This is a genomic window from Butyricimonas sp. BSD2780061689_150309_C8 (assembly GCF_015560935.1).
GTDB classification, from domain to species: Bacteria; Bacteroidota; Bacteroidia; order Bacteroidales; family Marinifilaceae; genus Butyricimonas; species Butyricimonas paravirosa.
Genome location: NZ_JADMSV010000017.1, coordinates 51,455 through 75,063 on the forward strand (window position 1 = coordinate 51,455; position 23,609 = coordinate 75,063).

The following is a 23,609-nucleotide window of genomic DNA, read 5'->3' on the forward strand; positions in this document are numbered from 1 at the left end:
TTTACGTATCTTAGTCACAACAATTTATTTACGAACTTTTAAAGTTAAGAGGAATGTATATTACAGAAGTTATTGGAAGAGAAGTGTTGGATTCAAGAGGAAATCCGACCGTAGAAGTAGATGTTATTCTGGAATGTGGGGCGATGGGCCGTGCTGCGGTTCCGTCCGGAGCGTCCACGGGAGAACATGAAGCATTGGAATTGCGTGATGGAGACAAGAAAAGATATGGCGGTAAAGGGGTAACCAAAGCCGTGAATAATGTAAATACGGTGATTGCTGATGCCTTATTAGGAATGAATGTGACCGATCAGGTAGGGATTGACCGTGTTTTATTGGAATTGGACGGTACGCCGACCAAAAGTAATTTAGGTGCCAATGCATTATTAGGAGTGTCTTTGGCTTGTGCGAAAGCTGCTGCTAACGCATTGGAAATGCCGTTATATCGTTACATCGGTGGTGTAAACGCAAAAGTGTTACCGGTGCCGATGATGAATATTATTAACGGAGGATCTCATTCTGATGCCCCTATTGCGTTCCAGGAGTTTATGATTCGTCCGGTTGGGGCTGAATCTTTCCGTGAGGCTTTGCGCATGGGTGCGGAGGTTTTTCATAGTTTGAAGAAAGTTCTTCACGATCGCGGGTTGAGTACGGCCGTGGGTGACGAGGGTGGTTTTGCTCCCGCATTGAAAGGAACAGAAGATGCCTTGGAATCTATTATTAAAGCTATTGAGGCTGCCGGGTATAAGGCGGGTGAGGATGTGATGATCGGGTTGGATTGTGCCTCTTCTGAATTCTATAAGGATGGAGTTTACGATTATTCTAAATTTGAAGGAGCAACGGGCGCAAAGCGTTCTTCAGCCGAGCAGGTAGCTTATCTGGAGGAATTAATATCCCGTTACCCGATCGATTCTATCGAGGATGGTATGAGTGAGAACGATTGGGAAGGCTGGAAATTACTGACAGAGTGTATCGGGGACCGTTGCCAGTTAGTGGGGGATGATTTGTTCGTGACAAACGTGCAATATTTGAAGAAAGGCATTGAAATGGGATGTGCTAATTCCATTTTGATCAAGGTAAACCAGATTGGTACATTAACCGAAACATTGGATGCGATTGATATGGCTCACCGTGCCGGCTACACGTCGGTCACTTCTCATCGTTCCGGGGAGACGGAGGATGCGACTATTGCGGATATTGCGGTGGCAACCAATTCCGGACAAATTAAGACGGGATCATTAAGTCGTTCTGATCGTATGGCAAAATACAATCAATTACTTCGGATCGAGGAAGAATTAGGTGATAGTGCTCAGTTCTATGGACGGAAATTCAGCAAGTAATTGAAATTTATTTTATAGGGGAAAAGACTCTTATGACAATTGTTATAGGAGTCTTTTCTTTTTTTGAGCAGGATAACATATCCTAATTTTATAGTATATTTGTAATCCTAAAATCTTAAAAACAAATTTATGAAAAAGTATGTAGCTGAAATGATTGGTACTATGGTACTCGTGCTTATGGGATGCGGTAGTGCTGTTATTGCCGGAGCAGAAATCGGTTTTTTGGGGATTGCTTTCGCTTTTGGTTTGTCTGTGGTAGCAATGGCATATGCTATTGGTGGTATTTCCGGATGTCATATTAATCCGGCTATTACATTAGGTGTTTTCTTGACGGGGCGAATGAGCGGAAAGGATGCTGGGATGTATATGTTATTTCAGGTCATCGGTGCTTTTATCGGTTCGGCGATTCTTTACGTGATTTCTTCCGGGATGGGGTTGGAAGGAACGGGTGCAAATATGTACGGGGAAGGAAATATGGTTCCGGCTTTTGTGGCGGAGTTGGTGTTTACCTTTATCTTTATCCTTGTTGTTCTGGGGTCCACGAGTGCTAACGCTCCTGCCGGATTTGCGGGATTAGCAATTGGTCTATCTTTGGTTTTGATCCATATTGTATGTATCCCTGTGACAGGAACTTCTGTTAATCCGGCTCGAAGTATTGCTCCTGCTATTTTTGAAGGTGGTAATGCTTTAAGTCAGTTATGGTTGTTCATTATCGCTCCATTTTTAGGTGCTATCCTTGCTGCCGGAGTCTGGAAATATTTCGAATGTCAGAAATGTAAATAAATATGAAGATGGGGACTTGGTGGAGTCCCCATTTTTATTCTGATTCTTCCTCTTCTTTTTTGGGTTTACCTTCCACGATCATGACGATTTCTCCTTTTACCCCGTTTTCGGTAAAATGATCAATTAGTTCTTTCAACGTACCTCGCTGGAAATCTTCGAAAAGTTTACTGATCTCGCGGGCTACACAAGCATGTCGGTTTTCGCCGAAGAATTCAGCCATCTGTTCGAGGGCCTTTACCAGACGGAATGGTGATTCGTAGAATATCATTGTACGTTCCTCTTCAGCAAGAGCTATAAGTTTTTTTTGACGACCTTTCTTTTGTGGCAGGAATCCTTCAAAACAAAAACGGTCGCAGGGTAGACCGGAATTGACGAGAGCGGGAACAAATGCCGTGGCTCCAGGCAGACATTCAGTTTCTATTCCTTGTTCGATACAGGTACGTACAAGTAGAAATCCCGGGTCGGAGATTCCTGGTGTCCCGGCATCACTGATTAAGGCTATGTCTTCGCCTCGTGCAATACGCTCGGCAATACGACTCACTTGCTGGTGTTCGTTGAATTTATGATGTGAGAGCAGGGGGGTGTTGATCTCGTAATGTTTTAATAGTTTCGCAGAGGTACGGGTGTCTTCGGCAAGTACAAGAGGTACTTCTTTTAGTATACGAAGCGCTCTCAGCGTGATGTCTTCAAGATTGCCAACAGGAGTTGGGATCAGATATAATTTAGCCATAATGATTGAAAATTGAAAATTGAAAATTGAAAATGAATTTCTATTTTCAACGGTTAATGCAGGCAAAGGTAGGGAATTAATTTCATTGTAATGTATGTTTTTTGGGGTTTTATGCTACGTGTGTTTGCCTGTATGGGGGAATGGGTGGTTATTTTGTTAATATAGTATCGTTTTTCATGTTATTAATTTTCAATGCTTTGAAGACGTATTTGTAGTTAAATAATCAGTAATGTGAAAAAAAACACACGTTTTCTTTGGTAGGAATGAAATTTGCCGTATATTTGCAACCGCTAAAGCAAAAGATGGTCCGTTCGTCTAGGGGCTAGGACGCAAGATTCTCATTCTTGTAACACGGGTTCGATTCCCGTACGGACTACTAGGGCAAAAAGCAAAACATTTAACGATGGTCCGTTCGTCTAGGGGTTAGGACGCAAGATTTTCATTCTTGTAACACGAGTTCGATTCTCGTACGGACTACCGAGATTTTAGTGGGTTTTATGGTCCGTTCGTCTAGGGGTTAGGACGCAAGATTTTCATTCTTGTAACACGAGTTCGATTCTCGTACGGACTACAAAGTTGAATTAAATTAATTTGTAGAGATGGCAAATCATCAATCATCAGAAAAAAGAATAAGGCAGACTGAAAAAAGAAGATTACACAATCGTTATTACGCAAAGACTGCTAGAAATGCCGTTAGAAAGCTACGTGCAATGACCGAAAAGGAGACTGCAGCAGACTTGTTGCCGAAAGTGTCGGCTATGTTGGATAAATTAGCAAAAAAACATATTATCCACAAGAACAAAGCAGCTAACTTGAAGTCTAGCTTGGCTTTACATGTGAATAAACTGTAATTTTACTATCTTAAGATATTGAGGTAACAAACAATTTGTTTGTTACCTTTATTTCTATGTGTCGGTTGATCTTGAGAAATTACTTCTCGAGATTTTTTTATTGCAAAAAAATAGCTACATTGCCAGTTATAAAGAAAAAGTTATGACTGGAAATTATATCCCAATTTCCTCGTGGGCGGAAGACGATAAGCCCCGGGAAAAGATGTTGTTGAAAGGTGTTACTGCGCTTTCGACAAACGAGTTGCTCGCAATCTTAATCCGTTCGGGGAGTGGAGGGGAATCAGCCTTGGATTTGTCTCGCCGGATTTTGACGGATGCCAGTAATGATTTGAATACGCTGGCTCGTCTTTCTGTATCGGATTTTATGAATCGCTATAAAGGAGTTGGGATGGCGAAAGCAGCCTCGATTATTGCTGCCATGGAATTGGGGCGCCGCCGGGCATTGTCGACGGCAAGGGAGGAACCGGCGTTGACGACCAGCAGGGATTTGTACGATTATCTTCAGCCGTTAATCGGTGATCTGGATCATGAAGAATTTTGGGTCGTAACCTTATCAAGCGCTTGCCGAATTAAGTCATGCGATCGTTTGTTTTCAGGAGGCATAGAGAGTACGATCATTGATATTCGTATGATATTCCGGAAGGTGCTGGAATCAAAAGCTTGTTCCATCGTGATAGCTCATAATCATCCCAGCGGTAATGATCGTCCGAGTTCCCATGATATTACTTTGACAAAGAAAGTACAGGAGGCTGGACGGGTATTAGACATCACGTTGCTGGATCACATTGTCGTTTGCCCTAATCGGTATTATAGTTTTGCGGATAATGGGATGCTTTAATCCCATTAAGTGCTGAAAAGTTGAATCGGAAGAATATCTTTTACTATCTTTGTGGCAGCTATTTGTGTCACATTGGCACTTGTAATGCTTGTCAATGTGGCATATTGACGGTTGGCAGGGATTTTGCTTAGAAAGAGTAGCTTAAAATGTTTATTCATAAAAAAATTATATACGATATGGCAGAAGAGAAGAGATCGACTCAGGAGAACGAGTTTGAAGAGTCACAGACGAACGATACGGAAAAGGAAGAAGTGAATTCAGAAAAACATCAGGGAGAAGCTCACAAAAAGAAAGAAGACAAGTCTTGCCGAAAAGAGGATAAGCAATTGGAAGAGTTGGGACAGAAACTGATCGAGATGAATGATAAATACTTACGTCTGTCCGCAGAGTTCGATAATTACCGGAAACGTACCTTGAAGGAAAAAATGGAGTTAACCAAGAGTGCCGGGGAACAATTGTTAAGTAATATTTTACCCGTGGTGGATAACTTCGAACGAGCCTTGAAGAGTATGAGTACGGCGAAGGATGTGGCAGCTCTAAAAGAAGGAGTGGATTTGATCTATGCTAATTTTAAGTCTTTTCTGACACAGAATGGCGTGAAAGAAATCGAGACTGAAAATGCTGATTTTAACACGGATATTCACGAGGCGGTAACGACAATTCCGGCTCCGACTCCGGAGTTAAAGGGTAAAGTGTTGGATTGTATCGAGAAGGGATATTACTTGAATGACAAGGTGATGCGTTTTGCGAAAGTGGTTGTTGGTGAATAAAATATAGTTGCGTGGTAATGGAAAAGAGAGATTATTATGAGGTGTTGGGGGTATCTAAAAGTGCTGATGCCACTGAGATCAAGAAAGCATATCGAAAACTGGCTTTAAAGTATCACCCGGATAAGAACCCGGGGGACAAGGAGGCCGAGGAGAAATTTAAAGAAGCCGCTGAAGCATACGATGTGCTGAGTAATGAAGAAAAGAGACGTCGTTATGATCAGTTCGGTCACGCCGGAGTCGGTGGAGCCGGACAAGGAGGTTTTGGTGGCGGCATGAGTATGGATGATATTTTCTCTCAATTCGGGGATATTTTCGGAAGTTTCGGTGGCTTTAGTGGTTTCGGAGGTTTTGGTGGTGGCCGTAGTGCCCGCCGGGTAAACCGGGGAACGAACTTGAGAGTGAAGGTGAAAATGAACCTTCAGGAAATTGCTACCGGAATTGAGAAGAAAATCAAGGTAAAGAAATACGTGGCTTGTCAGCATTGTAACGGAACGGGAGCAAAGGATGGAAAATCCTATTCCACTTGTTCGACCTGTAAAGGATCGGGACAGGTGACCCGGGTACAAAATACGATACTGGGAGCGATGCAAACCACTTCCACGTGTCCGACTTGCGAGGGCGAAGGAAAGATTATCAATGAAAAATGTACTTTCTGTAATGGAGAGGGCGTGTTGATGTCGGAAGAGGTGATTTCTATCAATATTCCGGCAGGAGTGGGTGAAGGGATGCAATTGTCTTTGAATGGTAAAGGAAACGCAGCTCGTCGTGGTGGCGTGAACGGTGACTTGATCGTGTTGATAGAAGAAGAAGAGCATCCGGAGTTGGTAAGAGATGGGAATGATTTATTATACAACGTGTTTATCGGGTATCCGGAAGCCGTGTTAGGGGAAACGGTTGAGATTCCGACCATCGAAGGGAAAGTGAAAGTGAAGATTGAGGCAGGTACCCAGCCGGGTAAAATATTGCGTTTGCGAGGAAAAGGATTGCCTGATGTGAACGGTTACGGTAAAGGGGATTTGTTGGCAAAGGTGAACGTGTGGATTCCTAAGAACTTGTCGAAGGACGAGAAAAAACTCGTGGAAAAGATGAAAGAGGCGGAAGGCTTTAAGCCGGGAAGTGGTGACAAGAAAAGTATCTTTTCCAAGATGAAAGATTTTTTTGATTAGAAATAATAATATATGATTACACTGACACAATTAGAATATGTTGTTGCGGTCGATGAATTCCGGCATTTTGCAACAGCCGCCGACAAGTGTTTCGTGACACAGCCGACACTGAGTATGCAAATTAAAAAGCTGGAAGATGATCTAGGTGTAATCATTTTCGATCGGAGTCGGCAACCGGTTGTTCCTACCGACATCGGTTACAAGTTGATCGAGCAGGCAAGAACAGTGCTGGCCTCGACTCAAAGAATAAAAGAGATTATTAATGAAGAGAAACAGGAGGTAGCGGGATCCTTGAAAATAGGTATTATTCCCACGCTAGCTCCTTATTTATTACCGATATTCATCGGGGATTACATTCGTCGTTATCCTGGGGTACAGGTGGAAGTGGAAGAATTAATTTCGGAAGAGATTATCCGACGGTTGAAACATGACACGTTGGACGTGGGGGTATTCGTGACACCTTATCATGACGATAAGATTGTAGAACAGCCCGTGTTTTACGAGGAGATGATGATCTACGCTCACCCTGATCACGAACTTTTGAAAAAGAAAGACGTAGAAACACAAGATATTGCAACTCCTGAGTTATGGATGTTGGGAGACGGGCATTGTTTCCGGGATCAAGTAGTGAATTTATGTGAGATGCGAGGAACGCAACATAAGAATTTGCCTTTTGATTTTGAGAGTAATTCTTTAGAGACCTTGATGAAGATCGTGGATCGGGAAGGGGGATTTACCTTGATTCCTGAGTTAGCCACGTTGTACATGACGGAGGAAAAGAAAAAGCAAGTTCGTTCATTCACGGTGTCCAAACCTTTGCGGGAGGTCAGTGTGATATATTCCCGTCATTTCACGAAACAAAAGTTGATTGATTTGCTTTGTGAAGATATACGACAAGTGGTTCCCCCGGGAATGTTGAAAAAAGAGAGGGGAAAAATCGTTGAATGGAAAAAGATAAGATAAATGTAATACCCGAATATATGGATAATATCAAGAAAAGTTTTTTGGAGGCGCAACAGGTGTTAGCTGATTTCGTGGAGGACGAGGAGAAGTTGAAACAAGTCGGATTGGCGGCAGAGATATTATCCCGGGTATTGAAAAACGGGGGTAAGGTCATAAGTTGTGGAAATGGTGGTTCCATGAGTGACGCCATGCATTTCGCCGAGGAACTTACCGGACGTTTCAGGGGAGACCGTCCCGCACTACCTGCAATGGCAATTTCCGATCCGACTCACTTGACCTGCGTGGCCAATGATTTCGGATTTGAGTACGTGTTCTCCCGTTACGTGGAGGCACACGGGAAAGCTGGTGATGTGTTATTGGCAATCAGTACTTCCGGTAATTCAGAGAACATTGTGAGAGCCGTTGATGCGGCTCACCGCAAGGGTATGTTGGTGATCGGGTTAACCGGTAAGGATGGCGGTAAAATGAAGAATATGTGTGACGTGAATATTTGTGTTCCTTGGAACGGGTATTCCGATCGGATTCAGGAGATTCACATCAAGGTGATTCATATCCTGATTGAGCAAATCGAGGCACATCTGTTCTCGGAACAATAAAGAGGTGTATATGTTTTTAATAATATAAGTTATGGGAAATAAAATTAATGATCCTATTGTCCGTTTGATGGGACTTAGGTACAAGTCACATCCGTGGCATGGTTTGGATATTGGGACGGATGCGCCGAACGTGGTTACCGCATTCATAGAGATGGTACCGACGGACACGGTGAAGTACGAGTTGGATAAAGTGAGTGGGTATATAAAAATAGATCGTCCGCAGAAGTATTCGAACGTGGTTCCCGCTTTATATGGTTTTTTACCGCAGACTTATTGCGGAGATTTAGTCGCCGAGTATTGTATGTCGCAGACCGAGAGAACGGATATTCACGGGGACGGAGACCCGCTTGATATTTGTGTCCTGACCGAGAAAACGATCTCTCACGGGGATATTATCGCAGAAGTTCGTCCTATAGGGGGATTCCGGATGTTGGATAAGAACGAGGCGGACGATAAGATTATTGCCGTGTTGAAACATGATGCCACGTATAATATTTATAATGATATTTCCGAATTACCACACGTGGTGATTGACAGGTTACGGCATTATTTTTTAACCTACAAGGATCTTCCCGGTGAGGAACGACGCACGGAAATCACTCATGTCTATAATAAGGAAGAGGCTTTCGAGGTGATTCGCCGGAGTGCCGAAGATTATAAAAATCACTTCCAAGGACTTGAAGATATACTAAGCCGGGTATAACTAAGGTAAAAGATAAAAACTAAAAGATAAAAGTTGAATTCTCACTTAACTTTTATCTTTTAGTTTTTATTTTTTAGTTCTCTCATCCTCCCCATCCGTCCTTGTCGAGACTTCGGTATTGTATGGCTTCGGCGATATATTGCGGGGTTATTTTCTCGTTATGGTCTAGGTCGGCAATCGTTCGTGACAATTTGATGATCCGGTCGTAAGCCCGGGCGGAAAGTCCGAAACGTTGCATGGCAATCTTTAGTAGTGCAACACATTTATCGTCCAGCGTACAATACTTTTTTAGTAGCGGCGAGGTCATCTGGGCATTACAATAAATCCCCGGGTAAGATTGAAAACGTTGGGTCTGGATAGCCCGGGCTGCGATCACCCTAGCCCGAACAACAGAGCTTGGTTCACTGTCCGAGGGATTCGTGATCTTGTCAAGCTCTACGGGAATCACTTCAATATGTATGTCAATCCGGTCGAGTAAAGGACCGGATATTTTCGATAAATACTTTTGAACGGCTCCGGGCGGACAATTACATTCCTTCGTGGGATGATTATAGTACCCACATGGGCAAGGATTCATAGATGCGATCAGCATGATGTTAGCCGGATATTCCACGCTGAACTTGGAACGACTGATGGTAATCTTCCGATCTTCAAGTGGTTGTCTCAATACTTCCAGTACTGCCCGGCGGAACTCTGGGAGTTCATCTAGAAATAAAATACCATGGTGAGCAAGTGATATTTCCCCCGGTTGAGGCCAAGATCCCCCGCCAACAAGTGCGACATCAGATATGGTATGATGCGGCGAACGAAATGGACGTGAGATGATTAAGGAATGATTATTTTGAATTTTCCCTGCGACGGAGTGAATTTTCGTCGTTTCCAGCGCCTCTTCTATGGTCATGGGAGGGAGAATGGTTGGTAATCTTCGGGCCAGCATGGTTTTCCCCGAACCGGGGGAGCCGATCATGATCATGTTATGCCCGCCTGCTGCTGCAACTTCCATCGCACGTTTCACGTTTTCTTGTCCCTTCACGTCTTTGAAATCAAGCAAGTCATCATCGGGAAATGCTGTCATGACTTGTTGGTCGAAAGAAATGGGAGAGAAGTCTTTTTCCTGTTTCAGAAAAGCGATCACTTCACTCAGATGGTGGAAACCGTAAACTTCAAAGCCTTGAACCACTGCAGCCTCGTTAGCATTCTGATAGGGCAGAAGAATACCTTTAAAACCTTCCTTTTTGGCGTGTATGGCGATGGGAAGTACCCCTTTGACCGCTTGTAGGCTACCATCCAATGACAGCTCGCCCATGATCAGGTATTTATCCAGTTGTGCATTAGGTAACTGGTCATTAGCCGCAAGGATTCCAATGGCTAGCGGTAAATCGAAAGACGATCCTTCTTTCTTCACGTCGGCGGGAGCCATGTTGATGATTACTCGTTTACCCGGAATTTTTAACCCGATTTCCCGGAGGGCGGAATCAATTCGTTGCTGGCTTTCTTTTACCGCATTATCGGGTAAACCGACAATAATGAATTTCGCTCCCCAAAGAATATTGACCTCGATTGTGATGGTCAAGGCATTGATTCCGTACACTGCACCCCCGAAAATTTTAACTAACATACCGTCTGATCTTATGTTTCACATACAGGCATGTAAGTTAAGATTATTTCACAGGAAAGCAATGCAAAATAGGTTATTTGTTGCGATTAATTTTATCAAGAGAAACCTTCTCTCCGTCGAATACGGCATAACTGAAATGCGTGATCCAGTCTCCTGTGTTGATATAGTGACTGTTGGATTCAAGTTCAAGATTGAGAGGCAAATGGCGATGGCCGAAAATGAAATAATCCACGTGGTGTTCTTTCAAGATATTCCGGCAATAAATAACGATTTCTTCTTTGTCGTCTCCCAGATAGCCCCTCGCCTCGATTTGTCCGTTTCCTTTCAGTCGGGAATGGGATGACCATTTATTGGCCAAAGCGATCCCCCAGTCGGGATGGATAAACCGGAAACATCTTTGTAGGAAGCGATTATGGAAAGCGTTACGCAGGAAAAGATACCCTTTGTCGTTCGGATTCAGACCGTCACCATGTCCGATAAGGAAAGATTTTCCGTTTATCGTGGTTTCCATCATGGAAGTATGCAGGATAACACCACATTCTTTTGCCAAGTAGTCGAAAGCCCAGATGTCGTGGTTACCCGTGAAGAAATGTACCTTAATTCCCTGGTCCGTGAAATTGGCCAGTTCGGCAAGAAAGCGTACGTGGCCTTTGGGTACAACGTGTTTGTATTCGAACCAAAAATCAAACATATCACCAAGCAGGTAAAGTTCCAAGCAATCAGGTTTGATGCTTTGCAAAAACTCCACGAGCATAATTTCTCTCTCCCGATTATCTTTCAATAGTTTGGCACCCAAGTGTGCGTCTGAAAGAAAATAAACCTTCTTGCCCTGCATGATGATATGTTCGTCCAATATAATTATTTTTTCAACAAGTCGTTCAAACGGTCTTCCAAACGGCTGCCGTACAAGTTTTTACCAACAATTTCTTTCTTTTGGTTAATGATGTAGTTTGCCGGAACACTCTTCACGTTCCAAGTCGAGGCTGCCCGACTTTGTAACGCTCCTTGATCCCATACGCAAATCCAGTTGATCTTGTTCGTTTTTATCACGTCTTCCCAAAGAAATTTGTTTTTATCCAGACAAACCATGTATATTTCCACTCCCCGGTTTTTGAACTTGTTGTATACGCTTTTCATCTGGTCAATGTACTCTTGGCTCTCTTTCGCCGTGATCAGCCCGAAGTCAAGCACGATGAGTTTCGATTTGAGCGAGTTCAGTGAAACATCCTTGCCATTCACATCCGGCAGGTTAATATCCGGTAGAGACCCTTCCGTGTTGTTAATCACGGCAGCCAATTGTTGATTGCGGATTGCTTGGGATATTTGTTTCAAGTGATTCATGATTGCCTTCGTGTACTGGGATTCGGGATAAAGGGCGGTCAAGGATGATGCCACCACTTTAAAATAGTGAAGGTCTTCGAACTCGTCCATCACTCCGATATTATCATCAATTTTTTGATAAAGGGCATAATAAGATGCCGGAGAGGTGGCGTGTTTGATAATGAAGTCACGGGTGAAACTGATCTGTTTGTTTATTGCCTCTTCCCATGCCTTGGCGTATTCCTGACGTTGAGCGTCGTACTCGGTTCCTTGTGGGAGAGCCTGATAGGATCTCTTCAAAGAATCCGTTAGCGTGATTGTACGGGTGATCTGGAAATTCAGGAGTTTAATCCATAACGAGTTTTCAGAACCATCCACCCAGTAATTATTTTTAATGTCATTCAACGTACCGCTAATTTCAAGTACCTCGTCCGGGCTGGCGATCAAGGTCACTTGCTCATTGTTAGAAAATCTTAAAGAATAGAATGTCGGGAGTTCGATGTTGAGTTTAAATTTGAACTCCCCGTTCTTGTTAATTTTTGTTGAGTCGATTGTTTTTCTTGAACTTACATCTATTTGTTCCAGATATACTTTCGTGTTGGCTGCATCTTTGATGGCCCCTGTAATTTCGACATTCGTCTTTTCAGTACAGGATGCGATAAGAACTACAAGTAGTCCAAGTAATAGTATTTTTCTCATAATTTGTTGGAATGATATAAATAATCTACATCTTGATTTATGAAGTTCGAAAGTAATACTTTTTTTCTATTTTTCACATCGTCGGATCAGATTTTGAATGAAAAAACCGTTAATTAATTGTTAATGGTGTATTTTGGGAGATTGAAATTTGAAAATTGTTTTATTTTTGCAAACGATGAAACAGAAAAAATTGAATATACCAGCACTTTTGCTATTGTTTACCTTTTTGTTAGGTACGATAGGTGTGAATGTAAGTAAAGTGTACTGTCAGCGTTGTCAGGAAACTTACTTGCACGTGATGGTTATTCCCCAGGACATCCCGTGTCCGTGTACGCATGGTTGTCACTGCTGTCATCGTATGTGCCACAATGCGCACAAAAAGAATTGCGATAACGCAAAACAAGAACATACTTATTATAAAGTTTCCGGTGATTGGGCAATGTCCCATTTCGAAATACAATTCTGCGATATGGTGCAGGAGTGTAATTTTATGATGTCTTTACCGGATGCGGTTATTTCTAATGTACAACCTTTTAATTCTCCTGTTGCATACATAGACACGTCTCCGCCCTTGGAGTTGCTATGTATTTTCCGTTGTTGATTAAATTTTGATCCGTGACGAAGATGCTTTAAAAGTATCTTTCGACGAGTCGTGTGTATGCGTCTGACTTGACTGAAACATTATTTAAAATTTAATCAAGAGAGAACGTGTTTCGTGGCATTGGGTAAAAGAAATATCCCCGGCACGTTCCTGAAAATCGTGGAATCTATATGAGAAATTTGTTTATTATAATGTGTTTACTTGCCTCTGTTGGCTTACAGGCACAGACCATAAAAGGGCGTGTTATGGAAGAAACGGAAAATGGAGAGGTGGCGTTACCCGGGGCGAATGTCTATTGGGTAGGGACTTTGAAAGGATCTGTTTCGGATGCGAACGGGGAATTTAAAATCAAGTGGGAGAAGGTTGGGAAGTTGGTCGTTAGTTTTATCGGGTACCGCTCGGATACGATAGAGGTAAAATCCACGGATAAATTCGTGACCTGCACGTTGAAATCCGGGGAGCAATTGGACGAGGTGAGTGTGGCTGCCCGTAAACAGAGTACCGTGATGTCGACTCAGGGGCCTTTGATCGAGCAATTGATCACGGGCGAAGAGTTGTGCAAGGCGGCTTGCTGTAACTTGGGTGAGAGTTTCGAGACGAATGCTTCGGTTGACGTGTCGTATGCCGATGCCGTGACGGGTGCAAAGCAAATCCAGCTATTGGGATTAACCGGAAAGTACGTGCAGATGATGACCGAGAATATGCCTAATTTCCGGGGATTGGCCTCTTTGTACGGTTTGACTTATATTCCTGGTCCCTGGATGTCTGCGATTTCCGTTTCAAAAGGGACGGGATCGGTGATTAACGGTTACGAATCGATGGCCGGGCAGATCAGCGTGGACTACAAGAAACCCCGTGATCCGGAGTTACTCTCGGCTAATGTCTTCACGAGTAGCGAGGGAATGTACGAATTTAACTCTAATTTCAGTATCAAGTTCAATGACAAATGGAGTACGATGTTTCTTTTGCATGGGGACTGGATGGAAGAGCCTCATGACGGGAATAAGGATGGATTCTTGGATATGCCGGAGAAAACGCAATACAACGTGATGAATCGTTGGGCGTATAAAGATGATACTTGGTATTTGCAATTCGGGGGTAAATTTATCGATGAGGAACGGAATGGCGGACAAACCACTCATGGCGGACATGCTCATGCAGATGAGAAATACGGGTTGTATAAAATTGGGATCGACACTCGTCGTTACGAGGCTTTCTTGAAGTTAGGTTACTTGATGCCCCAGTACGAGAACACGAGTATGGCGATTTTGGTGAACTATTCCGATCACACGCAGGATTCTTATTACGGGCCGAAGATGTATAATGCCGGGCAGAAGAGTTTGTTCGTGAACTACATCTACCAGTCTATTTTCGGGACGAATCCCAGCCAGATGTACTCTGCCGGGTTGAGTTTCAATTACGACAAATATGACGAAGATTTCCGTGATCCGGTTTTCAATTATGGAGAGGATATTTCTACCGATTTCATAAATATGAAACGAGAAGAACGGGTGCCGGGAGCTTTCTTCCAGTACACGGGGGAATTTCTGGATCAGCGTTTTATCGTGATGGCAGGTTTGCGCTACGATTATCACAATATCTTCGGGAGTATCTGGACCCCGCGGGCTCACATCATGTACAAACCAGATGAATTCACCAGCATCAAGGCCACTTTCGGCCGCGGTCTGCGTACACCGAATATCTTGGCCGAGAACAGTTACTTGCTGGCCTCTGCTGCGAACTTCTACGTGAATGACGAGTTGTTGGGTAAAAATCCGGCTTTACTGGATGATCTAAAAATGGAGGATTCTTGGAATTTCGGGGCTAACGTGAACCGGAAGTTCGAAGTATTCGGGCGTACCTTGAATATCAACCTAGATTATTATCACACGAAATTCAATGATCAGGTGGTGGTGGATAACGAGACGGCATACAACAAGGTGAACTTTTATAACCTGGACGGGGATTCCTATTCGAATTGTTACCAGGTCGAGGTGAAATACGAGTTGATCCCTCGTTTGGAAGCCACGTTAGCTTATCGTTACAATGATGTGAAGACGACGATAAACGGAGATCTGAAGCGTACTCCTTTAACGAGCCGTTATAAGGGATTGGTGAATTTATCATACTTCACGAACTTGAAGAAATGGCAGTTCGATTTCACAACCCAGTTCAACGGTTCCGGACGTTTGCCGGAGCAGGGTGGGATTGCCGATGAATATCGGGTAGCCTCCCGTTTTGATGATTTCCAGATCATGAATGCGCAGGTTACGAAATATTTCCGTTTGTGGAGTATTTACGCTGGATGCGAGAATATCGGGGATTTTACTCAAAAGAACCCGATCGTGAATTCCCATAATCCTTGGAGCGATACCTTTGACTCGTCGAAAGTGTGGGGACCTCTTCACGGACGTAAATTTTATATCGGTTTGAGATTTGCCTTAGATCGAAAAGAATAATCAATAAAATAATTACTTTTGAAAAACAATGTTTTTAATAACTAATACGTTTACTATGAAAACAATGAAAATTTTATTCACGCTGGTAGTGTTCGTTATGATGGGTTTAACCGTGAGTGCCCAGACTAAGAAAGATACAACCGTTATTTTTAAAGTAGGAATACATTGCCCTTCTTGTAAGGCTAAACTGGATAAAGATATGCCTTTCGAGAAAGGAATCAAGGATTATAAGTTGAACATGAAAGATTCAACCGTGTTGATTTCTTTCCGTACCGACAAAAATTCTGTTGAGGCCTTGCGGGCTGCTATCGAGCGTCATGATGTGAAAGTAGTGGGAATGTGTGATAAAGACGGTAAGTTGATAAAATGCGGTAAAGCACATAAATGTTGTAAAGAGGGAAATAAAGAAGCTTGCAAGGGAAGTTGCGGCGAGAAACATAATTGCAGCGGGACCTGTGGTCAAAGTTGTGGCGAAAAAAAGTGTGATGGTAAATGCGACCAGAACTGCGAGTCTAAGGAGAGTAAATGTGAAGGAAAATGTGGTGACAATTGCTGTTCCAAGACAGGTAAAACAGACGAGTGTTGCAAGAATAAGAAAAAGTAAGGAAAATTCTTGAAGGATACAAAAAACGGTAGCGAAAGCTACCGTTTTTTTGTATTATTGATCCAGAATAAACTGGTTCATCTTGTCGAATTGTCGTTCCATGTCCTGTAATAACCTGACTTGAACTTTAGCTCGTTGCAGGTTATGTTCAGGATAGGTGATCGGGTAATAATGATCCCCGTCCAAATAATCCGTTAGGAAACGGACGGCTTGTAGATAGGTCATTAGCGTACATCCTTGCGCAAGGGTCTTTTTTTCCTTGAGCGTGAAAAGGTGTTTGGCTTTTTCCATGAATCCGGCGGTGAAAGCCTCGAAATAATTCATGTTAAAATGCACCTCATCAAGATTGCGGGTTTCCTCTCCGGCCGTGTTACAAGACGAGCGAATGGCATCCCCGAAGTCGTAATGCACGATTCCCGGCATCACGGTGTCCAGATCGATCACGCATAACGGATGATCATTGTGGTCGAACAGGAGATTATTCGCTTTCGTGTCATTGTGCGTGACCCGGAGCGGCAAAATTCCCTCGTCTTTCATCCGTTGTAATTCTAACATCTCGTTATCGAACTTTTTCAAATATTCGAGTAATTCCTTGCTTGCCTCGATCCGGTCCGGTTCGGCTTTGGCTAGGGCCTCTTTTAATTCCCGCTGGCGGCGAGGAACATTGTGAAAAAGCGGAATGGTCTCGATCAACAATTTCGCATCGAAATCGGAAATCCGGTTCTCGAATTCTCCGAACCCGATACCCACTTGATAAGCGATCTGGGAATCCGGGATAACATCGTAGCTCTTTGAGCCTTTGATAAAGAGTGATAGCGTCCAGTAGTTTCCCTCGTAATCCTTGTAGTAAGCGTTTCCCTTGTCCGTGTAAAAATACGTGATGTATTTGCGGGTGATGTCGCTTACTTTGTGCCGGATAAGCCGATTGCGGATATGCCCGCACACCAGTTCTTTGTTTCGCACCAGTTTTGGGATGTCCTTGAACACGTTACCATTGATCCTTTGGAGAATGTACTCGACATCCTCGTCCACTTTCACCAGATAGGTGTCGTTAATATGGCCAGAACCGTACGGTGTAGCGGATATAAACCGCCCGCTCGATACGAACGTGTCGTAAATTCTCTTCAGTTTGTCCATGCTTAGTTGTTTTTTAGTGTTTACCCGTTTTTATGCTATTTATTGCCCCATGTCAGTATATAATCCTTCCCCGTCGAATTTCTGCAAGGCGTTGTTCACCAGCTCCGTGTCCTCTTTGTATGTCACACCGAACCATTTGGCACTGGTGTTTAATACCTTCACTTTCACGGCTTTTTGCTTGATAAGTTCGTCTACCACGAAAGGTATGTAAATCTCTGCCTTGGGATTTTCGCTGTTCTTGTGGTAGAATTCGATGAATTGTTTCTCGATCTCCCCGAAAAGCATAGGTGAGAATCCCCAGAAATTCATGGAAACCACGTCATCCTCGTGTAGTACGACACCTGTGTTCAGGTCTTTAATCATATCACCTTCCCGACCGATCTTCGTACGTTCGGTGATACTGGTCAAGAAATTGTCCCCGTCAACCGTGCATATTCCTCTGGATACCGTCCCGTTCTCGGATAGCGTGGCTGCCAACCGGTAGCCGGCGAGGCTGAAACATCTCTCGTCGGGATTACTGGCCACAAAATCGTGCATCTTCACGAAGGCATCCCGTCCGTAAAAGTCGTCAGCATTGATTGCGATAAACGGTTCGTGTATATGGTCTTTTGCGGCCCAGATGGCGTGAGCCGTTCCCCAGGGTTTTTCCCGCTGGATCGGGGGCAGGTTACCGGGCAGTTGATCCATTTCTTGGAAACAGTACACGGTTTCAACCAAGCTCTCGGCATATTTTCCCACGGCCTCTTTGAATTCGTTCTCGAAACTTCGGCGGATGATGAAAACAATTTTGTCAAACCCCGCATGTACGGCGTCATAGATTGAATAATGCAACAATGTTTTCTTGTGGGGGCCGAGCAATGCCAGTTGTTTCAAGCTACCAAACCGGGAACCCATCCCTGCTGCCATGATGAGCAAGGTCGTTTTATTCTTCGTCGTTTCCATGTTTTTATATTTAATCTTTTTACTTGTATAACCTTCTTTCGGACAAAGCTAATAAAAACTACGGAAAGAATCTAGCAAGTCGTGTTTTGTTTTATTTCAGGTGAAAATCTTTGTTGTTTTTATGGCTCGTCATCTTCTGAAAATGAATCCAGTAGTGGGTTTTGCTCTTCTTTAGCCGGGAGGGCCTCTACCGAACGTAGTTGTCGCTGTATGGCTCGGGTTCGTTTGCCCATGACCTCTTCCAGTTGGTTGTTAGCGGTTTGGAGATTTTTCTGGGCTTTCTCCAGAAGTCCCCCGAACTTCTCGAATTCGGCCTTCACGCCACCAAGGATACGCCACACCTCGCTGCTGCGTTTTTGGATGGCCAGTGTGCGGAATCCCATTTGTAGGCTGTTCAGTATCGCTGCTAGTGTGGTCGGCCCCGTGACAATCACGTGGTATTCCTGCTGTAATTGTTCCAACAAGGCTGCCCGGCGGGTAACCTCTCCGTATATGCTCTCGAAAGGCAGGAACATGATCCCGAAGTCCGTGGTATGCGGTGGGGCTAGGTATTTGTCCCGGATGTCCTTTGCCATACTGCGAATGGTCTGTTCGAGTATGCGGGAAGTGGTTTCCACCCGTTGCAAGTCTCCGGATTCGTAGGCATCAAGGAGTTGCTCGTAAACATCCTTCGGGAACTTGGCGTCGATGGGAAGGTAGACCGATTCGTCTCCTTCCGCCCGGCCGGGAAGTTTCACGGCGAATTCGACCAGTTTGTCCGATCCGGGTTTAGTTTTTACGTTAGCATCATATTGATCCGGGGCTAGAATTTGCTCCAATAGCATGGAAAGTTGTACTTCCCCGATCGTTCCCCGTATTTTCACGTTACTAAGCACCCGTTTCAGCCCACCGACATCCTGTGCCAGCGTCTGCATTTCCCCTAAGCCTTTCTGCACGTTTTCCAGTTGCTTGCTGACGAGTTCGAATGATTGTCCGATGCGTTCGTGTAGGGTCTTCTGTAATTTTTCATCCACGGTGGCTCGCATTTCTTCCAACTTCTTTTCCGTGTTTTGCAGGAGTTCCTGTTGACGGAGTGATAGCTCCCCGAATTTTTCCCGTTGCAGGCGGTTGAATAATTCCATGCTTTCTGCAAAACTTTTCTGGAAAGCCTGTATGGCGGAGTTGGTCTGGGTGGTGATATTCTTTAAGGTTTCTCGATGTTCTGTCCGGAAATGGTTGAGGGTAGAGGCGAGTTCTTCCCGGTCTTTGCGGGAACGGTTCTCATCGTTTTCCCGGTTATAGCGTGATTCGTCCCGGATCACTTTTTCGAGGTCTGAGATGGATCGTGATATCTCCTGTGTGGTGTTGTTCTTGCGGGAACGAACGTGTAATCCGATAAGGACGATGTTGAGAATGAGAAGTAAAACGCAGGATATAAGTATAAATAATTCCATATTTTTGAACCTTTTGTTGTTCAAAAATATGGAAAATAACTCAGAGTTTGGTCAACTCTTCTTGAATTTGTTCCTGCCCATGCGGGACGAAGATAAGGGCGGTAGTGTCGTACCCTCTGCGTTGTGCCCGTTGCATCAAGTCTTTCAATTTCTTGGGAGGGAGTTTTGGGGTACGACTCACAATCCAGAGATGATCACATTGAGAACTTCCGATGAGGGCTGCACTGTAATCATTCTCGACTTCCAGAATGTGATAGTCTGTCTTGAAAATCAAGAAAAAAGTGACCTTTAGAACTCCCGGTTGGGTCGTGTCTGGGATGTGCACGTGCCCCACGATTTCTTTCCTCTCCCCTTGGAAACTATCTTGGTAACCTCGTCCAATAACCTCGATGTTTCCGTCGGGTTTGATGGTGTACTCGGTTGTAACCCCGACCAAGCCTCGTTCGAAAGGATGGTCAAAGCGTGCGATTTCATACCATAGGCCGACGTACTTTTTTAGATCCAGCGTGTCTATGGCCCGGTTATCGACGATTTTGTCGGATTGTGCTGTTGTCGCCATGATATTGCATCCGACGAGCAATACGGCTAATAAGAAGAACTTCATACTATGAGTTGATAATTAGGTGTTTAGTTTCTTGTAATACGAGAAGTCGAGGGCCGATGTTCGTTTATAAGATTTATAAAGTCTGTAAAGTTCATAATGCCTTTGGGGAGGTATTATCAAATGAAGAATAGATAAGTACTTAAGGTAATCACCAGATAATCAAAAATTAAAGATAAATCGAATTCGTATCAAAGACGTTCACGAACGTCTTTGATACGTCTTTGTAGCGAAGTTGATACGTCTTTAATCCCTAAGTGCATCGAATGTGCAACGGGTAAACACGGTGTATTACCTTGAAAAAGTTTACTATAAGCCTATGTCAGAATAGCTAAAAATGTAGTAGGCTAACTATTCTTGTTGGCCAGTTGTCCGCAAGCCGCATCAATGTCTTTTCCTTTGCTGCGACGGATATTCACCACGATATTTTTGCTTTCGAGGTAGCGAACAAATTGATCCCTGCTGGTTTCTGGGCTGTGACGGTAGGGGGCGTTGTCCACTTCGTTGTACTCGATAATGTTGATTTTCACGGGGAATTGTCGGCAGAACAAGGCGAGAGCCTTGGCATCGTCGAGACTATCATTGACACCTTTTAGCAACAGGTACTCGAACGTGGGACGTGTCCCCGTTTTATCCACGAAATACCGAATAGCCTCGGCGAGTTCGGTAAGCGGGTAAGCCTTGTTTATCGGCATAATTTTGTCCCGGGTCGTGTTGACTGCCGAGTGGAGTGAAATGGCAAGGTTGAAACGAACGTCGTCATCTGCCAGTCGCTTGATGCCTTCCACGATGCCGGAGGTGGATAGCGTGAGGCGATAGGGGGACATTCCCAATCCATCCTCTGCCGTGATGCGTTCTATGGCGGCAAGGACATTCTCGTAGTTCAGAAGTGGTTCGCCCATGCCCATCAGTACGATGTTGGATAACGGTAGGCCCCGTTCTTCTCCCAGACGTTTCACGGCAACCACTTGGTCGAATATTTCTTCCGGTAACAGGTTTCGGGTGAACCCCAACCCTCCCGTAGCACAAAAGCTACATTTCAGTTTGCATCCTACTTGCGAGGAGACACACACGGTCGATTTATCCTTGCTTGGGATAAGTACGGTTTCAATCAGGTTCCCATCGGGAAGGGTAAAGCCGAGTTTCGTTGTACCGTCACTACTCTCTTGTTTATGGGTGAGTGTGGCCGTTTGTAGGATAAAGTGGTTGTCCAAGAATTCCCGGAAGTCTTTTGACAAGTTGGTCATGTCCTCGAAACGGGTCACTCCCTTTTGCCAAAGCCACTGCCAGATTTGTTTTGCCCGGAATGCTTTTTCCCCGTGTTGTACGAGGACGTTTGCTAACTCTTGTAACGTGTACGCTCTTATGTTCGTTTTTTCCATGTCATCGCTTTTTTCCGCTGCAAAAATACAACAAGAAAATGATAAGGAGTTCATATAATGGAAAAATGTTGTGAATTAATGGTTTAGAAAAATATTTTGTTTTTGTAAGAAATTGATTCTCTTGAAATTTTACTTCGTATTAGTCATTATTTTCTTCTTCTAAAAGTTTCTTCAATTCGTCGGCTCTAGGTAAAATCCCCTCATAATCTTTAGGTAATTCGTTGGCCAATTTGTATGTGGCAACACCCATCGGTTTTGAAGTGTCGCGAAAGGCGAATTCAACGGTTTTCGAACGTTGCGATTTGCAGAGGATAATCCCGATAGAGGGGTTTTCGTGTGGAAGACGCACATATTCATCCAGAGCCGAGAGATAAAAATTGAGTTTCCCTGCGTATTCGGGTTTGAATTCGCCTCGTTTTAGTTCGATGGCAACGAGCGCTTGTAAATGGCGATTGAAAAATAGTAAATCGATAAAATATTCTTGTTCATCTACAATAAGTCTGTATTGGTTACCTAAAAATGAGAAATTAGAACCGAGTGCCATGATAAATTTCTTTATGTTTTGAATGATCTGGTTTTCAATAACTCGTTCATCAATCTCATCAATGTCCTTGATGTTGATAAAATCAAGGAGATATTCATCTTTGAATGATTGTATGGCTCGTTTACGATAATTTACATTTGTGATGGTTTGATTGAAATTATTGGCTACCGCTTGTTTAAAATAGGATTTTTCATTCAAATAGTATCTTAATTTTTCGACACTCCAAAATTCAGTAGCACAATGACGGATGTAGAATAAACGTTCTTCTATATCTGATGTTTTTAAAAGTATTTCATAATGGTGTGTGAACCCGATACTTGTAAAAGATTCCAAGTCAGAAACATTCAATTCGTCCGTTGTCAACGGACGAATTGTAATAGTTATATTTTCTGGGATTAATGAGGATGTGTTTTTGTCCGTTGTTGACGGACGGTTTGAAAATATACTATTCCAGTTTTCGAAAAAAGTACGCATTTTTTTTAGACTGGTGATAGAGAATCCTCGCAGTCCGGGCAATTCTTGTTGTAATTGTTGCGATATGAACTCTAATGCACCGGTTCCCCACGTGTTTGTTCGACTATTGAGTGAGATGTATTCACCTACGGCATAATATAGGGCGAGCATTTCTCGATTGACCAATCGAGCTGCCGTGTAGCGACTCTGCAAAATGGCCTGTTTAATTGCCTGAATGGCATCGGAATATTGTTTGCTATATGTAATTTGTGCCATAATGAATTATTATATTGATTTTGGAAATATGTAACAAAGATAAGCTATTCTTTGTGTGAAATCGTTATATGGAGACGATTTAAAACTCGATCCAAATATCATTTCGGGAGAAATATTCCCTTAGTTTATGGATGGCCCTGCTTTTTAGGACTTTCACAGTATTCACGGCGATGTCGAGGGTTTCTGCGATCTCTTTCGTGTTTTTACCCGTGAGAGAGAGTTCTACGATTCGGTTGCATTGCGGGGGGAGAGTTGCAATGGCAGTTTGAAGTAACTGGTTGGCTTCTTGTTCGATGATGGTGTCCCACAAGGATTCCTCCTGTTCGGAGTTTAGAGAGGCTTTTTCGTGGCGGTTCTTCTCGCGGGAGAGACCCCGGAGGTAATTTAGTGCTTCGTTGCGGATCATGATAAATAGGTAATTTTCGATGGAATCCAATTGTTTGTGTTGTCCTTGATTTTCCCAGAACTTGATGATAACATCTTGGGCTAAATCTTTGGCGACTTCCGAATTTCCCGTGATTTTAAAGGCGATGGCACATAAAGACGCAAAATGATCCCGGATAAAATTACCCAGATCAAAGTGACCGCCCATAGCATCTTTATTTTTTCGCATAAAAAACGTTTCATTGATCAGACCTACCTTCTCGATACAATGTTGTATGAATACTGACGTCACAAACTTACGAAAAAACTTTATAAATTAAATGTTATGTATGGTGCTTTATATAAAAGAGGCGGAAATTCACTTTTTTGAATTTTTTTTATTCCCGTGTAATACCAAACATGGGTTAGTGGTGTCTTTA

23 protein-coding genes and 3 tRNA genes are annotated in these 23,609 nt (G+C 43.5%); 15 read left to right on the forward strand and 11 right to left on the reverse strand.

All coding sequences use genetic code 11. The annotated features are described in order from the left end of the window. Window positions 1–53 precede the first annotated feature (53 nt). Both eno and I2I33_RS13200 read left to right on the forward strand, forming a co-directional pair. A complete protein-coding gene (gene eno, locus I2I33_RS13195) occupies window positions 54–1,337 on the forward strand; it encodes a phosphopyruvate hydratase (protein WP_087421407.1) in 1,284 nt (427 codons plus the stop codon). A gap of 129 nt (window positions 1,338–1,466) precedes the next feature. Further along, the gene (locus I2I33_RS13200; protein WP_027201647.1) at window positions 1,467–2,120 is read left to right on the forward strand and encodes an MIP family channel protein; all 654 of its coding nucleotides are present in this window, start codon (window positions 1,467–1,469) and stop codon (window positions 2,118–2,120) included. Between the two features lie 34 nt (window positions 2,121–2,154). Here I2I33_RS13200 and rsmI read toward each other — a convergent pair whose 3' ends face one another. After that, the gene (gene rsmI / locus I2I33_RS13205) at window positions 2,155–2,850 is read right to left on the reverse strand and encodes a 16S rRNA (cytidine(1402)-2'-O)-methyltransferase (RefSeq protein WP_027201646.1); all 696 of its coding nucleotides are present in this window, start codon (window positions 2,848–2,850) and stop codon (window positions 2,155–2,157) included. Window positions 2,851–3,154: 304 nt separating this feature from the next. On the opposite strand from rsmI, the gene I2I33_RS13210 reads away from it, so the two are divergent. From I2I33_RS13210 to I2I33_RS13255, 10 genes are all read left to right on the forward strand, one after another. Then, window positions 3,155–3,226 (forward strand) — tRNA-Glu (locus tag I2I33_RS13210). Between the two features lie 29 nt (window positions 3,227–3,255). Further along, window positions 3,256–3,327 (forward strand) — tRNA-Glu (locus I2I33_RS13215). 22 nt (window positions 3,328–3,349) lie between these two features. After that, window positions 3,350–3,421, forward strand: a tRNA-Glu gene (locus tag I2I33_RS13220). A 28-nt stretch (window positions 3,422–3,449) separates the two neighbouring features. Beyond that, window positions 3,450–3,701 (forward strand): 30S ribosomal protein S20, encoded by a 252-nt coding sequence (rpsT, locus tag I2I33_RS13225; protein WP_027201645.1) that lies wholly within the window; start codon window positions 3,450–3,452, stop codon window positions 3,699–3,701. Between the two features lie 142 nt (window positions 3,702–3,843). Then, window positions 3,844–4,539 (forward strand): RadC family protein, encoded by a 696-nt coding sequence (gene radC, locus I2I33_RS13230; protein WP_087421869.1) that lies wholly within the window; start codon window positions 3,844–3,846, stop codon window positions 4,537–4,539. Window positions 4,540–4,715: 176 nt separating this feature from the next. Then, window positions 4,716–5,309 (forward strand): nucleotide exchange factor GrpE, encoded by a 594-nt coding sequence (locus I2I33_RS13235; RefSeq protein WP_087421408.1) that lies wholly within the window; start codon window positions 4,716–4,718, stop codon window positions 5,307–5,309. 17 nt (window positions 5,310–5,326) lie between these two features. Next, window positions 5,327–6,475: a molecular chaperone DnaJ gene (dnaJ, locus tag I2I33_RS13240; RefSeq protein ID WP_087421409.1), complete on the forward strand. Its 1,149-nt coding sequence runs from the start codon at window positions 5,327–5,329 to the stop codon at window positions 6,473–6,475. A gap of 12 nt (window positions 6,476–6,487) precedes the next feature. After that, window positions 6,488–7,438 (forward strand): hydrogen peroxide-inducible genes activator, encoded by a 951-nt coding sequence (locus I2I33_RS13245; RefSeq protein WP_087421410.1) that lies wholly within the window; start codon window positions 6,488–6,490, stop codon window positions 7,436–7,438. Between the two features lie 17 nt (window positions 7,439–7,455). Beyond that, on the forward strand, window positions 7,456–8,034 hold the full coding sequence (gene lpcA, locus I2I33_RS13250; protein WP_087421870.1) for a D-sedoheptulose 7-phosphate isomerase: 579 nt from the start codon (window positions 7,456–7,458) through the stop codon (window positions 8,032–8,034). A 31-nt stretch (window positions 8,035–8,065) separates the two neighbouring features. After that, complete coding sequence (locus I2I33_RS13255) at window positions 8,066–8,737, forward strand: inorganic pyrophosphatase (RefSeq protein WP_087421411.1); 672 nt, start codon at window positions 8,066–8,068, stop codon at window positions 8,735–8,737. 82 nt (window positions 8,738–8,819) lie between these two features. Here I2I33_RS13255 and I2I33_RS13260 read toward each other — a convergent pair whose 3' ends face one another. The 3 genes from I2I33_RS13260 to I2I33_RS13270 form a co-directional block, all read right to left on the reverse strand. Further along, window positions 8,820–10,355 carry a YifB family Mg chelatase-like AAA ATPase gene (locus I2I33_RS13260; protein WP_087421412.1) on the reverse strand — a complete coding sequence of 512 codons (1,536 nt, stop codon included), beginning with the start codon at window positions 10,353–10,355 and terminating at the stop codon, window positions 8,820–8,822. A 73-nt stretch (window positions 10,356–10,428) separates the two neighbouring features. After that, window positions 10,429–11,190: a UDP-2,3-diacylglucosamine diphosphatase gene (locus tag I2I33_RS13265; RefSeq protein WP_087421413.1), complete on the reverse strand. Its 762-nt coding sequence runs from the start codon at window positions 11,188–11,190 to the stop codon at window positions 10,429–10,431. 23 nt (window positions 11,191–11,213) lie between these two features. After that, window positions 11,214–12,374, reverse strand: a complete 1,161-nt coding sequence (locus I2I33_RS13270; protein ID WP_087421414.1) for a DUF4369 domain-containing protein — start codon at window positions 12,372–12,374, stop codon at window positions 11,214–11,216. A gap of 175 nt (window positions 12,375–12,549) precedes the next feature. Between I2I33_RS13270 and I2I33_RS13275 the strand changes: the two genes are divergently transcribed. From I2I33_RS13275 to I2I33_RS13285, 3 genes are all read left to right on the forward strand, one after another. After that, entirely contained in the window at window positions 12,550–12,975 is a 426-nt protein-coding gene (locus I2I33_RS13275) for a hypothetical protein (protein ID WP_087421415.1), read from the forward strand. Window positions 12,976–13,145: 170 nt separating this feature from the next. After that, a complete protein-coding gene (locus I2I33_RS13280; protein WP_087421416.1) occupies window positions 13,146–15,434 on the forward strand; it encodes a TonB-dependent receptor in 2,289 nt (762 codons plus the stop codon). 55 nt (window positions 15,435–15,489) lie between these two features. Then, window positions 15,490–16,038 carry a heavy-metal-associated domain-containing protein gene (locus I2I33_RS13285; RefSeq protein WP_162613803.1) on the forward strand — a complete coding sequence of 183 codons (549 nt, stop codon included), beginning with the start codon at window positions 15,490–15,492 and terminating at the stop codon, window positions 16,036–16,038. Window positions 16,039–16,092: 54 nt separating this feature from the next. Here I2I33_RS13285 and I2I33_RS13290 read toward each other — a convergent pair whose 3' ends face one another. From I2I33_RS13290 to I2I33_RS13320, 7 genes are all read right to left on the reverse strand, one after another. Next, window positions 16,093–17,175, reverse strand: coding sequence for a phosphotransferase enzyme family protein (locus I2I33_RS13290; protein WP_087421418.1), 1,083 nt, complete (start codon window positions 17,173–17,175; stop codon window positions 16,093–16,095). Between the two features lie 39 nt (window positions 17,176–17,214). Continuing rightward, on the reverse strand, window positions 17,215–18,117 hold the full coding sequence (locus I2I33_RS13295) for a sugar phosphate nucleotidyltransferase (protein WP_087421419.1): 903 nt from the start codon (window positions 18,115–18,117) through the stop codon (window positions 17,215–17,217). 119 nt (window positions 18,118–18,236) lie between these two features. After that, on the reverse strand, window positions 18,237–19,550 hold the full coding sequence (locus I2I33_RS13300) for a DNA recombination protein RmuC (RefSeq protein ID WP_087421420.1): 1,314 nt from the start codon (window positions 19,548–19,550) through the stop codon (window positions 18,237–18,239). Between the two features lie 40 nt (window positions 19,551–19,590). Beyond that, on the reverse strand, window positions 19,591–20,154 hold the full coding sequence (locus tag I2I33_RS13305) for a lipocalin family protein (RefSeq protein WP_229128297.1): 564 nt from the start codon (window positions 20,152–20,154) through the stop codon (window positions 19,591–19,593). A gap of 344 nt (window positions 20,155–20,498) precedes the next feature. Next, the gene (rlmN, locus tag I2I33_RS13310; RefSeq protein WP_087421421.1) at window positions 20,499–21,533 is read right to left on the reverse strand and encodes a 23S rRNA (adenine(2503)-C(2))-methyltransferase RlmN; all 1,035 of its coding nucleotides are present in this window, start codon (window positions 21,531–21,533) and stop codon (window positions 20,499–20,501) included. A 139-nt stretch (window positions 21,534–21,672) separates the two neighbouring features. Then, the gene (locus I2I33_RS13315; protein ID WP_087421872.1) at window positions 21,673–22,797 is read right to left on the reverse strand and encodes a YhcG family protein; all 1,125 of its coding nucleotides are present in this window, start codon (window positions 22,795–22,797) and stop codon (window positions 21,673–21,675) included. 88 nt (window positions 22,798–22,885) lie between these two features. Continuing rightward, the gene (locus tag I2I33_RS13320; protein ID WP_087421422.1) at window positions 22,886–23,419 is read right to left on the reverse strand and encodes a sigma-70 family RNA polymerase sigma factor; all 534 of its coding nucleotides are present in this window, start codon (window positions 23,417–23,419) and stop codon (window positions 22,886–22,888) included. Window positions 23,420–23,609: the final 190 nt, after the last annotated feature.

Coding starts and splice junctions, on each gene's coding strand:
- eno (WP_087421407.1), top strand. CDS start 54: ATGTATATTACAGAAGTTATTGGAAGAGAAGTGTTGGATTCAAGAGGA.
- I2I33_RS13200 (WP_027201647.1), top strand. CDS start 1,467: ATGAAAAAGTATGTAGCTGAAATGATTGGTACTATGGTACTCGTGCTT.
- rsmI (WP_027201646.1), bottom strand. CDS start 2,850: ATGGCTAAATTATATCTGATCCCAACTCCTGTTGGCAATCTTGAAGAC.
- rpsT (WP_027201645.1), top strand. CDS start 3,450: ATGGCAAATCATCAATCATCAGAAAAAAGAATAAGGCAGACTGAAAAA.
- radC (WP_087421869.1), top strand. CDS start 3,844: ATGACTGGAAATTATATCCCAATTTCCTCGTGGGCGGAAGACGATAAG.
- I2I33_RS13235 (WP_087421408.1), top strand. CDS start 4,716: ATGGCAGAAGAGAAGAGATCGACTCAGGAGAACGAGTTTGAAGAGTCA.
- dnaJ (WP_087421409.1), top strand. CDS start 5,327: ATGGAAAAGAGAGATTATTATGAGGTGTTGGGGGTATCTAAAAGTGCT.
- I2I33_RS13245 (WP_087421410.1), top strand. CDS start 6,488: ATGATTACACTGACACAATTAGAATATGTTGTTGCGGTCGATGAATTC.
- lpcA (WP_087421870.1), top strand. CDS start 7,456: ATGGATAATATCAAGAAAAGTTTTTTGGAGGCGCAACAGGTGTTAGCT.
- I2I33_RS13255 (WP_087421411.1), top strand. CDS start 8,066: ATGGGAAATAAAATTAATGATCCTATTGTCCGTTTGATGGGACTTAGG.
- I2I33_RS13260 (WP_087421412.1), bottom strand. CDS start 10,355: ATGTTAGTTAAAATTTTCGGGGGTGCAGTGTACGGAATCAATGCCTTG.
- I2I33_RS13265 (WP_087421413.1), bottom strand. CDS start 11,190: ATGCAGGGCAAGAAGGTTTATTTTCTTTCAGACGCACACTTGGGTGCC.
- I2I33_RS13270 (WP_087421414.1), bottom strand. CDS start 12,374: ATGAGAAAAATACTATTACTTGGACTACTTGTAGTTCTTATCGCATCC.
- I2I33_RS13275 (WP_087421415.1), top strand. CDS start 12,550: ATGAAACAGAAAAAATTGAATATACCAGCACTTTTGCTATTGTTTACC.
- I2I33_RS13280 (WP_087421416.1), top strand. CDS start 13,146: ATGAGAAATTTGTTTATTATAATGTGTTTACTTGCCTCTGTTGGCTTA.
- I2I33_RS13285 (WP_162613803.1), top strand. CDS start 15,490: ATGAAAACAATGAAAATTTTATTCACGCTGGTAGTGTTCGTTATGATG.
- I2I33_RS13290 (WP_087421418.1), bottom strand. CDS start 17,175: ATGGACAAACTGAAGAGAATTTACGACACGTTCGTATCGAGCGGGCGG.
- I2I33_RS13295 (WP_087421419.1), bottom strand. CDS start 18,117: ATGGAAACGACGAAGAATAAAACGACCTTGCTCATCATGGCAGCAGGG.
- I2I33_RS13300 (WP_087421420.1), bottom strand. CDS start 19,550: ATGGAATTATTTATACTTATATCCTGCGTTTTACTTCTCATTCTCAAC.
- I2I33_RS13305 (WP_229128297.1), bottom strand. CDS start 20,154: ATGAAGTTCTTCTTATTAGCCGTATTGCTCGTCGGATGCAATATCATG.
- rlmN (WP_087421421.1), bottom strand. CDS start 21,533: ATGGAAAAAACGAACATAAGAGCGTACACGTTACAAGAGTTAGCAAAC.
- I2I33_RS13320 (WP_087421422.1), bottom strand. CDS start 23,419: ATGCGAAAAAATAAAGATGCTATGGGCGGTCACTTTGATCTGGGTAAT.